The sequence below is a fragment of the Maricaulis sp. genome (assembly GCF_048268525.1).
Classification (GTDB): Bacteria; Pseudomonadota; Alphaproteobacteria; order Caulobacterales; family Maricaulaceae; genus Maricaulis.
Genome location: NZ_JBLWVH010000009.1, coordinates 1 through 13,615, shown reverse-complemented (window position 1 = coordinate 13,615; position 13,615 = coordinate 1). Strand labels below are relative to the sequence as shown.

The window sequence follows — 13,615 nt, the reverse complement described above, 5'->3', positions numbered from 1 at the left end:
ATGAGTCAAGGGGTGCGACCGACGCAACAGGCGAGATCACGCGAAACCCGTGACAAGCTGGTGCGGGCGCTGGACGAAAAACTGCGCGTTAAGGCCTTCGCCGATGTGTCGATTGCCGAGTTGGCAGAGGCTGCCGGCCTGTCGGTCGGTGCCGTCTATCGCCGGTTCGAGAACAAGGACGCCTTCATTCCGGTCATTTTCGAGCTCTATCGTGAGCGGCTCGAAGCGTTCATGGCGGGCGAGGGCCGGATTGAAATCGAGCCGGCGAATGGATTGCGGGCTGCCCTGCATACGGCCTGCCGCGTGGCCTGGAGCTTTCTCGACAAGCATGGCTATCTTGTCCGGGCGACGCATATCTACAGCCGCCTGCGACCGGACCTGGTCGGCGATGATTGGGAGGCGATGCTGGACCAGGCACGTCAGTCCGCTGACCAGCTGCTGGATCTGTTTGGTGATGAGGTGAAGCGACAGGATCGCGTCGAGGCCGCGCAAATGTTCACCTATCTGATGAATACCCTGCCGATCGAGCGGGGAATCTACCGTGAGGAAGGCGCGGCCGTGGTGCTCACGATCAGCGACGAGCAATTCGTCGCGGCCATTGCCGACACGCTCTACGGCTATCTCGTTACCCCTGACCGTCATGACGATTGAAACCCTTCTCCTGTTCGCCGGCGCCCTGCTTGTCCTGTTTCTCACGCCGGGGCCGGGCATCGCGGCGATGATCGCCCGCACCCTGGATACCGGTCCCTGGCATGCGGCCATGTATGGGGCCGGCATCCTCCTGGGTGATGTTCTCTGGTTCACCCTCGCGGTAACGGGCCTGTCGGCGGTCGCCGAGCAGCTGGGGCCATTCTGGCTGGCGGCCAAGCTGGTGGGGGCATCCTATCTCGGCTGGATGGCTTTCAAGGCGTTCTGGAGCGCCTGGACCGGGGCGCGCCCGAAGCCGGTCTTCAGGGCCGGCTCAAAGCGCGGTTGGGTCGCGACCTTCCTGGCGGGGGTCGCGATGCCGCTGTCCAATCCAAAGCCGATCGTCTTCTATCTGACCCTGGTTCCTGCCTTCGTGCCGATCGACGCGATCACGCCGTGGAGCTATGCCGCGATGCTGTTGATCATGGTGGCAATGGCGGTTCCGACCGCGGCTTTCTATATCGGCGCGGCGCACCGGGCGCGGGCCTGGCTGTCGACACCGGCGGTGCGGCGCGGGGCCGACATCCTGACCGGTTGCGTGATGGCCGCGATCGCCCTGCTTTTGCTGTTGCGCTAGCAGTACTTCCTCGTCCATCACCGGCATTGCCATTTGAAACGGCGGCCAAAGCGGCACACACTCCCGCGCGCACATCCGGGCCCGCGCAAAACAACGGGGCCCGCGCGCACAACTGGGGTTGTTCATGAGCGAGACGATCAACACGGATTTTCGCCGACCGGACCGGTCTGACGCGACGCTGCGTGCGTCCGTCGTGATCGCGGTTCTGGACGAGGCCGAGAATGTCGCGGCGGTGTGCGACGAAGTGCTGCGGGAAATGGACCGGGCCGGCGCCTTCGAGATCGTCTTCGTCGATGACGGCTCGACCGATGCGACCCCGGACATCCTGCAGGCTATCGCCGATACCGATCCGCGCGTCCGCCTCGTTCGCCATGACCGTCGCTGCGGCAAGTCCCAGGCCGTCCGGTCCGGCATCCTGGCTGCACGAGCCCCCTGGATCGCGACGCTCGATGGGGATGGCCAGAATGACCCGGCTGACCTGCCGGACATGCTGGAAAAGGCGTGGACGGCCGAAGGCGACGCGCCACTGGTCGCCGGTACCCGGGTCCGCCGCAACGACCCGGTCTCGCGCCTGATCGCCACCCGCATCGCCAATGGTTTCCGCGCCACCGTGCTGGGCGATCATTGCCCCGATACCGGCTGCGGTGTGAAAGTCTTCAGCCGCGACAGCTTCCTGCTGCTCCCCTGCTTTGAGGGCATGCACCGCTTTTTGCCCGCCCTGTTCCAGCGCTACGGCCACCCGCTCATCAATCATCCGGTCCAGCACCGCGCGCGCCATGCCGGGCAGTCGAAATACACCAATATCGGTCGGGCCTTTGTCGGGATTTTCGACACCATGGGTGTGATCTGGCTGGTCCGCCGGACCAAGGCGCCGGGCCGGATCGAAGAGCGCCGGTCGTGACCCAGGACGGGCATCGCCTGGGCTGGAAGGACTGGCTGGTTCTGGTCGCCCTGTCGGCGCTCGTACTTCTTCCCGGTATCGCATCCATTCCACCGGTCGACCGCGACGAGTCCCGCTACGCGGTGGCGACCAGTCAGATGCTGGCGACAGGCGATTTCGTCGACATCCGCTTCCAGGAGGAGCAGCGCTACCTCCAGCCGGCGGGAGTCTACTGGCTGCAATCGATCGCGGTCACCCTCACGGGGACCGCAGATGAGCGGGCCATCTGGGCGCACCGGATCCCGTCCTTCCTCGGCATTCTCGCTGCGGTCCTGATGACCGGCGCGCTGACAGGTCGGCTCTACGGGCGTCACGCCGGCCTCGCCGCGGCGCTGTTGGTGGCGACCAGCTTTGCGGTTGGCTTCGAGGCCCGGATCGCCAAGACCGATGCCGTGCTTCTGGCAACCATCACCGCCGCCCATCTGGCGCTGATGCGGATCTATCTGGAACCCGTCGGGCATTGGTGGCGACCGGCCCTGTTCTGGGCGGCGCTGGGGGCGGGGATGATGGTCAAGGGACCAATTATCCTGCTCTTTGTCGGACTGGCGCTGGCCGGCCTGCTGATCTGGGACCGCAAATTCGCCTGGCTGCAACAACTCAAACCGCTCTGGGGCGTGCCGCTTTTCCTGCTTATAGCCCTGCCTTGGTATGTCGCGATCGGCATTGTTTCGGATGGTGGCTTCTATGCCGAGGCGGTCGGTGACAGCCTGATGGGAAAGGTTGGCGAGAGCCAGCAATCGCATGCCGGACCGCCGGGCTATTATCTCGGCCTGTTCTCGCTGACCTTCTGGCCGGGATCGCTCTTCTTCGTCTTCGCTGGTCACTGGGCCTGGTCCAATCGCAGTCAGGCAGCGGTGCGCTATCTGATCGCCTGGATCGTGCCGGCCTGGATCGCCTACGAGCTGATCGCCACCAAGCTGCCGCACTACATCATGCCGCTCTATCCGGCGATGGCCTGCCTGGCGGCGGCCGCGATCTTCCTGCCCGGGCAGGCGCGCTCACCGCTCTGGGTGCGCATCGGTGCCGGTGTTTACGCTATTGTCTGGCTGGCCTTCAGTGGACTGGTCGCGGCGCTGGGTCCGGCCGGTCTGCACTGGGCCGAGGGGCGATTATCCCCGGTTCTGGTGATGGCCGGCGTGGCAGTCCTTGTCGCGGCTGCGGCGGCAGTGGCGCTCTATCTGATGGGTCGCCGTCAGGGCTCGCTTCTCGCGGGTCTGGCCGCCGGGGCGCTCGGCGCGGTGACCGTCTATGGCGGGACACTGCCGCGGCTCGAGACATTGTGGCTGACCCCACGGATCGTAGCGGCCGTCGATGCCCATGGGGGCTGCATGCAGACCCGGCTGGTCACCTCGGCCTTCCGCGAGCCCAGCCTGGTCTATCAGCACGGGCCCTATGACACCGTGCTGGCGGCCAGCCCGGTCGATGCGGCGGACCAGCTGGCGACTGATGTGACCTGCTCACTGGCGCTGCTCGATGCGGCCGAGATCGACGACTTCCTGGCCCGTGCGGCAGCGATTGACCTGACCCTGGAACCCCTGGCGATGATCGAAGGGCAGAACTACTCCAATGGCGACGAAATGAGCCTGACGCTCTATCGCGCCACGGTAGCCACGCCGGGGTCGGACGGGTGATCGGCCGCGAGCTGGTGGCCGTCTTCCGGCGTCATCCTGGCAAACTCGTCATGGTCCTCGCCCTGGTCGCCCTGTTTTCGCTCGGAGGCTTCGCCACCCTGTTGCTGCCCGAAGCGGTGACCCGACAGGCGCTGGATGGCCTGGCGGCGCTCGGAGGGCAGGTCTGGGCACCGCCCGTGGCCATCCTGGCCTTCACCATCCTGATCACGCTCGGCGCGCCCCAGGCCGTGCTGATCGCGGCGCTTGTGGCAGCGTTCGGGCCCTGGGCCGGCTTCGCCTATAGCTGGACCGGAAAGGTGCTCGCCTGCGGGTTCGGATTTCTGGTCGGACGTCGGGTCGGGTCGGGCTGGATCGACCGCCATGCGGGCCCCGATGCGCGCATCGTCATGGACGAGCTGGCGCGGCATGGTTTCTGGGCCAGTGCGGTGATCCGCCTGGTGCCGACCCTGCCCTCGATCATCATCAATATCGCGGCCGGCTGCACGCCGATGCGGTTCCGCGATTTCATCGCCGGAACGGCCCTGGGCAGCGTACCGAAAATGGCCCTGATCGCCTTTGCCAGCCATGCCGCGATCCGGGGCCTTGATGGTGGCGGTGTCCGGGCCTGGCTGGCAGTGGCGGGAGCCGTTCTGTTGCTGGTTCTGATCGGCCTGATCGGGCGGCGCTGGTTGATGCGTCGCGCTACCAGAAACCCGGCCTCAAATCCGGCCCGGAAACCGGTCCACAAACCGGCGCCCTGACTCACGCGTACGCGCGCACGTACGCGTGTGCGCGCGAGTGGTCACAGGCGTGCGAAACCTGTACAACAAAACCATGACGGAACAAGCGAATCAGGAATACGGCGCGGAGTCGATCAAGGTCCTCAAAGGGCTCGACGCCGTGCGCAAGCGCCCGGGTATGTATATCGGTGATACCGATGACGGTTCGGGTCTCCATCACATGGTCTATGAGGTCGTCGACAATGCGATCGACGAAGCCCTGGCCGGCCATTGTTCGGAAGTCCTGGTGAGGCTCCATGCCGACGGTTCTGCCTCGGTGCGCGATGATGGTCGGGGCATCCCGACTGACATCCACCAGGAAGAAGGCGTCTCGGCGGCCCAGGTCATCATGACCCAGCTCCATGCCGGCGGTAAGTTCGACCAGAATTCCTACAAGGTGTCCGGCGGTCTGCACGGCGTCGGCGTCTCGGTGGTGAACGCCCTGTCGGACTGGATGGACCTGACCATCTGGCGCAATGGCAAGCGGCACTGGATGCGTTTCCGCCGCGGTGATGCCGAGGAAGATCTCAAGGTGATGGGCGATGCCGAGCCGGGCCAGAAGGGCACGGAAGTGCGCTTCATGCCGTCGGAAGAAACCTTCACCATGACCGAGTTCAATCGCGAAACGCTGCAGCACCGCCTGCGCGAGCTCGCCTTCCTGAACTCCGGCGTCAAGATCACCCTGCGCGATGAGCGTGAGGCCGAGCTCTATTCCGACACCATGGTCTATGATGGCGGTGTGGCTGCCTTCGTCGCCCACCTGGACCGCAACAAGACCCCGATCTTCACCCCGCCGGTCCTGATCACCGGCGAGAAGGATGGCGTGGCGGTGGAAGCGGCGCTGGAGTGGAATGACAGCTATCACGAGAATGTCCTCTGCTTCACCAACAACATCCCGCAGCGCGATGGCGGTACCCATCTGGCCGGTTTCCGCGGCGCGCTGACCCGCATCATCAACACCTATGCGGCCTCGTCCGGCCTGGCCTCCAAGGCCAAGGTGTCGATTTCCGGCGATGACGCCCGCGAGGGCCTGACCTGCGTGCTGTCGGTGAAAGTGCCGGACCCGAAATTCTCCTCCCAGACCAAGGACAAGCTGGTCTCATCGGAAGTCCGCCCCGCCGTTGAAGGCGCTGTGGGCGAGGCGCTGGCGGAATGGTTCGAGGAACATCCGACCGAGGCCAAAATGGTGGTCGGCAAGATCATCGAGGCCGCGGCAGCCCGCGAAGCCGCCCGCAAGGCGCGCGAGCTGACCCGCCGCAAATCGGCGCTGGAAATCTCGTCCTTGCCCGGCAAGCTGGCGGACTGCCAGGAGAAGGATCCGGCCAAGTCCGAACTCTTCATCGTCGAGGGTGACTCAGCCGGCGGCTCTGCCAAGCAGGGACGCCACCGGGAAAACCAGGCCGTGCTGCCGCTGCGAGGCAAGATCCTCAATGTGGAGCGCGCCCGTTTCGACAAGATGCTGTCCTCGGAACAGGTCGGTACGCTGATCACGGCGCTGGGCACCGGTATCGGGCGCGATCAGATCAATTACGAAAAGCTGCGCTATCACAAGGTCATCATCATGACCGATGCTGATGTCGATGGCGCCCATATCCGCACGCTTCTGCTGACTTTCTTCTATCGCCAGATGCCGGAGCTGATCGAGAAGGGCTATCTCTACATCGCCCAGCCTCCGCTCTACAAAATCGCCAAGGGCCGGTCCGAACGCTATGTGAAGGACCAGGCCGAGATGGACGCCTATCTCATTGAGGAAGGCGTTTCCGAAGCGCATCTGACCCTGCACGGTGGTGAAGTGGTGACGGGCCAGGATCTGGCAGCCCGCGTTTCCGCGGCGCGCCAGGTCAAGCTGTCCATCGACCGCATGATCGCCCGCGCGCCGGGTTTTGCCCTGGAAGCCGCCGCCATGGCTGGTGCCCTGGTGCCGGAGCCGTCCGACGAGGCCGTCGCCCGTGGCGCGGCACGTCTCAACTCCTTTGCCGATGAGGGCGAGGACAATTGGGGCGGCCGTCTGGACGAGGCCGATGGCAATCTGGTCTTCGAACGCGAGGTTCGCGGCGTCATGGAAACCGTCGTGCTGGATCGCAGCCTGCGCGCCAGCCCGGATGCCAAGCGACTCAATGAGCGCGCTACGGCGATCTCCGATGACTATGCCGGTCCGGCCAGCTTCGTCCCGAAATCCGGCCCGGTGACCATCAATTCGCCGCGCGAGCTGGTCGATGCCGTGGTCGTCTCGGGGGCAAAGGGCATGAAGATCCAGCGCTATAAGGGTCTGGGCGAAATGAATCCCGGCCAGCTCTGGGAAACCACGCTCGATCCCAATGCGCGGTCCTTGCTGCAGGTCTCGGTCACCCATGCCGACACCGCCGACGAGCTCTTTTCCAAGCTGATGGGCGATGTGGTAGAGCCGCGTCGCGACTTCATCCAGGAGCACGCGCTGGAAGCGGAGGTGGACGCTTAGGGCTCCACCATACCGTTGGCACTGCAAACGCCCGCCTGAACCAGGCGGGCGTTTTTGTGCAAGGTTGAAACCGGCCCGTCTGTCCGCCGACACTGCCGGCGGCGGGCTAGGCCAGAGCTGCCCGATACGAAGCCTTCAACGAGTCCGGGATTGTGTCCCGGGTGTCGATGAGATCGCAAAATTGCCTGCGAAGGTGCGATCTGAGCGCTTCATCGAGCGGCAGGTCGGTGAACCCGTCCGCCATCCCGGCGAAAGCCCCGCCCAGCAGGCTCTCAATCTGCTCGGCTGACGAATATTCGCTGACCCGCCGTGACGCCCAGACCCGGGCCTTGTCGAACGGGCTGCCGAAGACCTCGAACTCCTTTTTGACAGTGCCCGGAGCGCCCTCAATTCCGGCCCAGGCATCCATGATGCCGGACAGGACCCGGTTCATCCGCGCCATCGGTACCAGCCGTTCCTGCAGCGATGCGTTGGCATGCCGGTCGCTCTCACTGACCCGCTCGATCGACGTCCGGTCGGGACGCGGCACATCGAGTTCGGCCTCATAACGGTTCCAGAAACGGTCGGGATCGTGGCGCATTTCGTCGGCCGAGAGAAAGACGACGCGCTCGAAATGCGCTCCGAAAACCTCCTCGATATGCCGCAGGTCCAGCACGCGTTCGATCAGCGCGCGGTGCTTTGCCAGATAGGCGCGGCCGGTGTCATGATCGCCGCGCCTGATCACCTGCTCATGGGTGGAGCGTATCCAGTCGACCGGGTCGCGGACCATGAACAGCGCGACCGGCGCGATCCTGGCCTGCCCGGTCATCGCGGCGGCAATGCGATGAAGGTCCGCGATCCGGTCCTGCTCGGCGGGTCTGCCCAGATACGCCCAGCTGAACCCTTCTGCCGACGCGACGAGGTTGGTGCCGGCGCCCGCCCGGACGCCGAGATCGATGTGTGGCAGGCTGGCGGAGGCTCCCTGCAGGGCCAGTTGCCGCGCCGAATTCGCCGCCCGCGCCAGGCTGACCGAAGTATAGCCGCCGTCCAAGCCCCAGACGCTCTGCAGGAAAGTCGAGCCGCATTTGGGCAGGCCGAAGTGAATGAATTTCGCCGGATAGCGGGTCGCCATATTCTTCCCCCTGCGTCATCCGAGGTTAGATTGATCCGGCCGGTCGCGTCGAGCCAAGATCGGGCCGAACAATCTGCCGAGACAGTCGAAAACCCGGGCTGACCGGTCGCTCACCCATCCGACCATTCCCCGCGCCGCTGTACATCCAGTCACGAACCCTGCATCTATCCTATTGCACAAATATTTGTACAAATGTATGTAGAAATAGGTTCGCGAAAAGGATCAACCGATGTCCGACATTCCTCATTTCGACGGCCGAGCCGCTTTTCTCCTGCGTACGCAACGATTCATGGACCGCTTGAGCGAGCAGGTGGATGCCGCTTTGGCGTCGCATGGCCTCGCGATCACGGTAATGCAGGCGGGCTGTGTGCAGGCGCTGTACCATGCCGGGCCCGCATCGCTGGCCTGGCTTGCGACCGAGCTGGGAATCTCGCACCAGCTGGTCTCGCACCGGATCAATGGCCTGGTTCGCCAGGGCTATGTCGAAACCGGGCCCGATCCGAAAGATGCCCGAAAGCGGCTGGTTTCATTGACGGCGCAGGGACGGGAGCAGGCTGAGCGCCTCCAGCCTTTCCTCGACGGGCTTGATCGCGCCTATGCCGACCTGTTCGCCGAGCTGGGTGTGGACCTCAACAAGGCCGTCGGGTCCGCCACGGAATGTCTCGCTGCGCGGCCCATCCCCGCCCGACTGCCCGATCCGCAGCCCGTTTCATCCTGAACTCCCACGCAAGAAGGCGTCCCCAATGTCCCGTCTGAAACCAGTTTTGCACCTGCTCGCAGGTCTTGGCCTGGCCGTGCTGGCGCTTGTGATCACAGGTGCCACCGTCCGGCTGGGCATACTGCCCCTGATCGCCACCGTCTTCGAGCCATCCGAGGCGATCCTCTCCCTGATCCGTCGAAGCCTGATGCTGGTCGCCTTCATTGTCGGCTTCTGGGCCTATGTGCGCCTCGTCGAACGGCGACCCGCTACCGAACTGACCTTCGCGGTCAAACCCATTGCCCTGTGGACCCTGGCGGGCTCGGCCATGATCGGCCTGCCGCTTCTCCTGCTCTACCTGACGGGCGCCTATGCGCTGGTCGCGATTTCGGGACCGAACGGCATGTTCGGTGTGGCGCTGACCATTCTCGCTGCCGCAATGTTCGAGGAAATCGTCTTTCGCGGCGTTCTGTTCGCCCTTGTCCGACGCCACTTCGGAGTCTGGCCGGCGTTGTTGATCCCCAGCCTGATCTTCTCGGCCCTGCACATCTTCAACGACAATTGGGGCGGGTGGGTGCCGCTCTTCGCCGGTCTCGCTATCGGCATTTTCTGGTCGCTGGTCTATGTCCGAACCGGCAATATCTGGGCCGTCGGCCTCAACCATGCCGCCTGGAACTATACGATCTTCGTCACTGGCCTGCCGCTTACCGGACAGGAGCAATGGCGCGCCCTGGCGCCGTTGCAGAGCGACCTCACCGGTCCGGACTGGCTGACCGGAGGCCTCGCCGGCCCGGAGGACTCCTGGCCCGTCGTCGCGATGATCATTGTCGTGACGGGTCTTTTCCTGGCGGATAGCTGGCGGCGGGGCGAGCTGAAGCGCCGACCGACGGATTGAAGCCCCTCTTCAGTCATTCGATCCAGTTTTTGTCATCCCCGACGGATGCCCCGCGAAAGCGGGGCGCAGATCGGGGACCCATATGCCCGCCGAGCGATAGGTCCCGGCCCTGCAGCCCGCTTTCGCGGGCTATCCGGCCGGGATGACAAATGAGCGTGACAGTTGATCGAGGCTGAGCTCGCGTTCAGCCCCCTAATGAGCCTCACCCCACGTCATCCCCGCCTTCGCGTCCACCACCAGCGGCACGCTTAGTTCCAGCGCGGGCGCACACGCCTCACCCATTACATTTGAGGCCAGCGCTATCAGATCGTCGGCCTGACCCTCTGGCACTTCAAACACCAGTTCATCATGCACCTGGAGCAGCATTTTCGCGTCCAGATTGGCGGCCTTGAGGGCGTCGTCCATGCGGATCATGGCGCGGCGGATGACGTCGGCGGCTGAGCCCTGGATCGGGGCGTTGATGGCCTGGCGTTCAGCGAACATGCGCATATTGGGGTTCTTGTCGCGAATGCCCGGGAAATGGCAGCGGCGACCGAAGATGGTCTCGACATAGCCGGTCTCGGCGGCATTGGCCTTCATCTCATCCATATAGGCGCGGATGCCGGGGAATTTCTCGAAATAGGCGTCGATGAAGGCCTTGGCCTCGTCGCGCTTGACGCCGATCTGATTGGCGAGACCGAAGGCGGAAATGCCGTAGATCACCCCGAAATTGATCGCCTTGGCCTTGCGCCGGACCATCGGGTCCATGCCCTCGATCGGCACGCCGAAGACTTCCGAGGCGGTCATGGCGTGAATATCAGTGCCGTCGCGAAAGGCTTGTTTGAGGCTTTCGACATCGGCGATATGGGCGAGAAGGCGCAGCTCGACCTGGGAATAGTCGGCGGCGACCAGCACATGGCCGGGCTCGGCGATGAAGACTTCGCGGATCTGCCGGCCGGCCTCGGTGCGGATCGGGATATTCTGCAGATTGGGCTCTGTCGAGGACAGGCGGCCGGTCGTGGTCGCGGCCAGCGAGAAAGAGGTGTGGACCCGCTTGGTGTCGCGGTTGATATGGGCGAAGAGACTGTCGGAATAGGTCGATTTCAGCTTGGCAAATTGGCGGTATTCCAACAGCGCGACCGGCAGGGCATGGCCCTCGGCGGCGAGCTGGTCGAGCACCGCGGCATCGGTCGACCAGGCCCCGGTTTTGGTTTTCTTGCCACCCGGCAAGCCCATCTCTCCAAACAGGATTTCCCCGATTTGTTTCGGTGACGCAACGTTGAAGTCGCGGCCTGCCGCCTCATGCGCCTCGGCCTCGGCGGCGGCCATTTTCTGGGCGAAGTCGGAGGAGAGCCGGTTCAACTGGTCCGGATCGACCTTGATGCCCGTGCGCTCCATCTTGGAGAGCACATCCGCCATGGGGCGTTCCAGCGTCTCGTAGACCGTGGCCATCTTCTTGGCGACCATGGCCGGTTTGAGAATCTCCCACAGGCGCAGGGTGATGTCGGCATCTTCGGCGGCATAGAGCGTCGCCTTGTCCAGCGGGACCTTGTCGAAAGTGATCTGGTTCTTGCCGGTGCCGCAGATCTCCTTGAAGGGGATGCAGGTATGGCCCAGATGCAGCTCGGCCAGCGCGTCCATGCCATGCCCGTGCAGGCCGGCCTCCATGACATAGGAGATCAGCATGGTGTCGTCATAGGGCGCGACATCAATCCCATAGCGTGACAATACGCCGAGATCATATTTGAAATTCTGCCCGATCTTCAGCACCGCCGGATCTTCCAGCAAGGGCTTCAGGGCTTTGAGCGCCTGATCCATCGGGATCTGCTCTGGCGAGGCGCCGGTGTCGAACATGTCGCCGGTGTCCTGCGGATCGACATGGGCGAGCGGGATATAACAGGCCTCGCCGGGCGCGGTGGCCAGCGAGATGCCGACCAGTCCCGACGCCGTCGAGGACAGGGCATCGGTCTCGGTATCGACGGCGATCTGCCCGGCCTCAAAGCACTTGGCGATCCAGCGCTCGAGCGCCTCCATCGTCGTCACGCATTCATAGGCGTCGCGATTGATCGGGGCGGTGGCATCGCCGGTCTCGTCGGCCGGCGGGCCGCCCAGCGCTTCTTCCACCTTGCGGGTGAAGGAGCGGAACTCCATCTCGCGCAGGAAGGGGACGAGGACATCCGGGTCCGGCTCGGCGAGGCCGAATTCTTCCAGCCTTTCCGGCATCGGTGCGTCGAGCTTCAGGGTCACCAGATCGCGGGAGATGCGGGCATCCTCCGCATGGGCGAGCAGTTTTTCGCGCCGGCCCTTCTGCTTGATCTCGCCGGCCCGCTCGAGCAGCGTGTCGAGATCGCCATATTCATTGATCAACAGCGCCGCCGTCTTCACACCGATCCCGGGCACGCCGGGCACATTGTCGACACTGTCGCCGGCGAGTGACTGGATATCGATGACCTTGTCCGGCCCGACGCCGAACTTCTCCATCACTTCCGGTGCCTGGATGCGCTTGTTCTTCATGGCGTCGAACATGGAGACTTTGTCGGTCACCAATTGCATCAAATCCTTGTCCGAGGAGACGATGGTGACGTCAGCACCCAGCGCCTCGGCCTGGCGGGCATAGGTGGCGATGATGTCGTCGGCCTCGTAATTTTCCAGCTCGATACAGGGCGTGCCGAAAGCGCGGGTGGCATCGCGGATGATGGAAAATTGCGGGATCAGGTCTTCCGGCGCCGGCGGCCGGTTGGCCTTGTAGAGGTCATAGAGATCATTGCGGAAGGTCTTGCCGGAATGATCGAAGATCACCGCCAGATGCGAGGGCTGATCGTCACCCTTCAAATCCTCCAGCAGCTTCCACAACATGTTGCAAAAGCCCTGCACTGCCCCGGTCGGCGTCCCGTCAGTCCGGGTCAGCGGCGGCAGCGCATGATAGGCGCGGAAAATATAACCCGACCCGTCGATCAGATAGACGTGGCTGGTCTCGTCGACGGGTTTGGTCGTGGCCATGGGGTGTCTCTCCGGGCGGATGCGCAGGTGCGCAAATCAGTTGTGCCGGAGACTAGCGCGGGGAGGGCGCGGGGTCATGGGGGGAGTGCGGTGGGGCCTTGCCGCCTTAACTCACCAGACGGAACAGCGCGCCACCCGCAACAGCGGTGGCCGGCGCCATCACTCGCAGCGACCAGGGCGGTAAACGCCTCGCCCAGAACATTGCATAGGCGTGATGCCAGCGGCGCGGGGCGATTGCGATGAGCGCTGAACTGCCGACGATGAAGATACCGGCCCAGAAGAAAGCTTGCGGCCAGGGCGTGGCGCTGGAGACGCCGATCAGGGCCAGACCGACCAGGGCGCGCAGGGCATGTTCGCCAAAATGGATCAGCGGCGTCGATCCCATCGCGCCCAACCCTTTGATGGCCAAGCGAGGTCGGACAAGGCAAAGCCCGGCGACGGCGATCAGCCAGAGGGCAAACAGCTGGACGATCAGGCGGGAGAGGTCGGTGGCAAGCTCGGTCATGGGAGCAAGGTGTATCGCGGGGATGGTTGGGTTCAATGGGGTGGTGGTTTGTTTTGCCGAGTCATCCCGGATCGCCCCCCGGCTCGAGGCCGGGCATAGGTCCGGAATGACAAAGTTTGTGTCCTTATCCCCGCCCCACACACCGTCATCCCGAGACAAGTCAGGCCCCAGTCTCGCGCACTCGATTTCGCCAAGCCTGGCGATAGCTTGCGTCGCAGTCTGGGTCCCGGCCTGCGCCGGGATGACGGTGTGTGGGGCGGGGATAGAGGTGAACTTATCCCCACCCCTTATCCGCCAGCACATAATGGCTTTGGTTTTCGGGACGGGAGGCACGAGCTCAGTCACTTGTGCCCGGAAACGAGCGGAGCCTGTCCGCG

Annotated in this window: 11 protein-coding genes; 8 read left to right on the top strand and 3 right to left on the bottom strand. The window is 64.2% G+C overall.

The features are described from left to right. From ACN0X9_RS06490 to gyrB, 6 genes are all read left to right on the top strand, one after another. A complete protein-coding gene (locus ACN0X9_RS06490) occupies positions 1-651 on the top strand; it encodes a TetR/AcrR family transcriptional regulator (RefSeq protein ID WP_417486803.1) in 651 nt (216 codons plus the stop codon). Then, on the top strand, positions 641-1,264 hold the full coding sequence (locus ACN0X9_RS06485; RefSeq protein ID WP_417486802.1) for a LysE family translocator: 624 nt from the start codon (positions 641-643) through the stop codon (positions 1,262-1,264). Before ACN0X9_RS06490 ends, ACN0X9_RS06485 begins: the two co-directional genes overlap by 11 nt. A gap of 124 nt (positions 1,265-1,388) precedes the next feature. Next, positions 1,389-2,165, top strand: a complete 777-nt coding sequence (locus ACN0X9_RS06480; protein ID WP_417486801.1) for a glycosyltransferase family 2 protein — start codon at positions 1,389-1,391, stop codon at positions 2,163-2,165. Beyond that, positions 2,162-3,835, top strand: a complete 1,674-nt coding sequence (locus ACN0X9_RS06475; protein ID WP_417486800.1) for an ArnT family glycosyltransferase — start codon at positions 2,162-2,164, stop codon at positions 3,833-3,835. The genes ACN0X9_RS06480 and ACN0X9_RS06475 overlap by 4 nt, the downstream gene beginning before the upstream one ends. Continuing rightward, on the top strand, positions 3,832-4,575 hold the full coding sequence (locus ACN0X9_RS06470) for a TVP38/TMEM64 family protein (RefSeq protein ID WP_417486799.1): 744 nt from the start codon (positions 3,832-3,834) through the stop codon (positions 4,573-4,575). Before ACN0X9_RS06475 ends, ACN0X9_RS06470 begins: the two co-directional genes overlap by 4 nt. 73 nt (positions 4,576-4,648) lie before the next feature. Further along, the gene (gene gyrB / locus ACN0X9_RS06465; RefSeq protein ID WP_417486798.1) at positions 4,649-7,051 is read left to right on the top strand and encodes a DNA topoisomerase (ATP-hydrolyzing) subunit B; all 2,403 of its coding nucleotides are present in this window, start codon (positions 4,649-4,651) and stop codon (positions 7,049-7,051) included. 106 nt (positions 7,052-7,157) lie between these two features. Here gyrB and ACN0X9_RS06460 read toward each other — a convergent pair whose 3' ends face one another. Further along, positions 7,158-8,162 (bottom strand): hypothetical protein, encoded by a 1,005-nt coding sequence (locus tag ACN0X9_RS06460; RefSeq protein ID WP_417486797.1) that lies wholly within the window; start codon positions 8,160-8,162, stop codon positions 7,158-7,160. Positions 8,163-8,391: 229 nt separating this feature from the next. Between ACN0X9_RS06460 and ACN0X9_RS06455 the strand changes: the two genes are divergently transcribed. Beyond that, entirely contained in the window at positions 8,392-8,880 is a 489-nt protein-coding gene (locus ACN0X9_RS06455; RefSeq protein WP_417486796.1) for a MarR family winged helix-turn-helix transcriptional regulator, read from the top strand. A gap of 25 nt (positions 8,881-8,905) precedes the next feature. Next, positions 8,906-9,754 carry a CPBP family intramembrane glutamic endopeptidase gene (locus ACN0X9_RS06450; RefSeq protein WP_417486795.1) on the top strand — a complete coding sequence of 283 codons (849 nt, stop codon included), beginning with the start codon at positions 8,906-8,908 and terminating at the stop codon, positions 9,752-9,754. Positions 9,755-9,946: 192 nt separating this feature from the next. Here ACN0X9_RS06450 and polA read toward each other — a convergent pair whose 3' ends face one another. Beyond that, positions 9,947-12,733 (bottom strand): DNA polymerase I, encoded by a 2,787-nt coding sequence (gene polA / locus ACN0X9_RS06445; protein ID WP_417486794.1) that lies wholly within the window; start codon positions 12,731-12,733, stop codon positions 9,947-9,949. A 106-nt stretch (positions 12,734-12,839) separates the two neighbouring features. Beyond that, on the bottom strand, positions 12,840-13,238 hold the full coding sequence (locus ACN0X9_RS06440) for a hypothetical protein (protein WP_417486793.1): 399 nt from the start codon (positions 13,236-13,238) through the stop codon (positions 12,840-12,842). Between the last annotated feature and the right edge of the window lie 377 nt (positions 13,239-13,615).

What these genes read in the sequence shown, in the direction of transcription:
- ACN0X9_RS06490 (WP_417486803.1), top strand. Translation starts at nt 1, where the DNA reads ATGAGTCAAGGGGTGCGACCGACGCAACAGGCGAGATCACGCGAAACC.
- polA (WP_417486794.1), bottom strand. Translation starts at nt 12,733, where the DNA reads ATGGCCACGACCAAACCCGTCGACGAGACCAGCCACGTCTATCTGATC.
- ACN0X9_RS06450 (WP_417486795.1), top strand. Translation starts at nt 8,906, where the DNA reads ATGTCCCGTCTGAAACCAGTTTTGCACCTGCTCGCAGGTCTTGGCCTG.
- ACN0X9_RS06455 (WP_417486796.1), top strand. Translation starts at nt 8,392, where the DNA reads ATGTCCGACATTCCTCATTTCGACGGCCGAGCCGCTTTTCTCCTGCGT.
- ACN0X9_RS06485 (WP_417486802.1), top strand. Translation starts at nt 641, where the DNA reads ATGACGATTGAAACCCTTCTCCTGTTCGCCGGCGCCCTGCTTGTCCTG.
- ACN0X9_RS06440 (WP_417486793.1), bottom strand. Translation starts at nt 13,238, where the DNA reads ATGACCGAGCTTGCCACCGACCTCTCCCGCCTGATCGTCCAGCTGTTT.
- gyrB (WP_417486798.1), top strand. Translation starts at nt 4,649, where the DNA reads ATGACGGAACAAGCGAATCAGGAATACGGCGCGGAGTCGATCAAGGTC.
- ACN0X9_RS06480 (WP_417486801.1), top strand. Translation starts at nt 1,389, where the DNA reads ATGAGCGAGACGATCAACACGGATTTTCGCCGACCGGACCGGTCTGAC.
- ACN0X9_RS06460 (WP_417486797.1), bottom strand. Translation starts at nt 8,162, where the DNA reads ATGGCGACCCGCTATCCGGCGAAATTCATTCACTTCGGCCTGCCCAAA.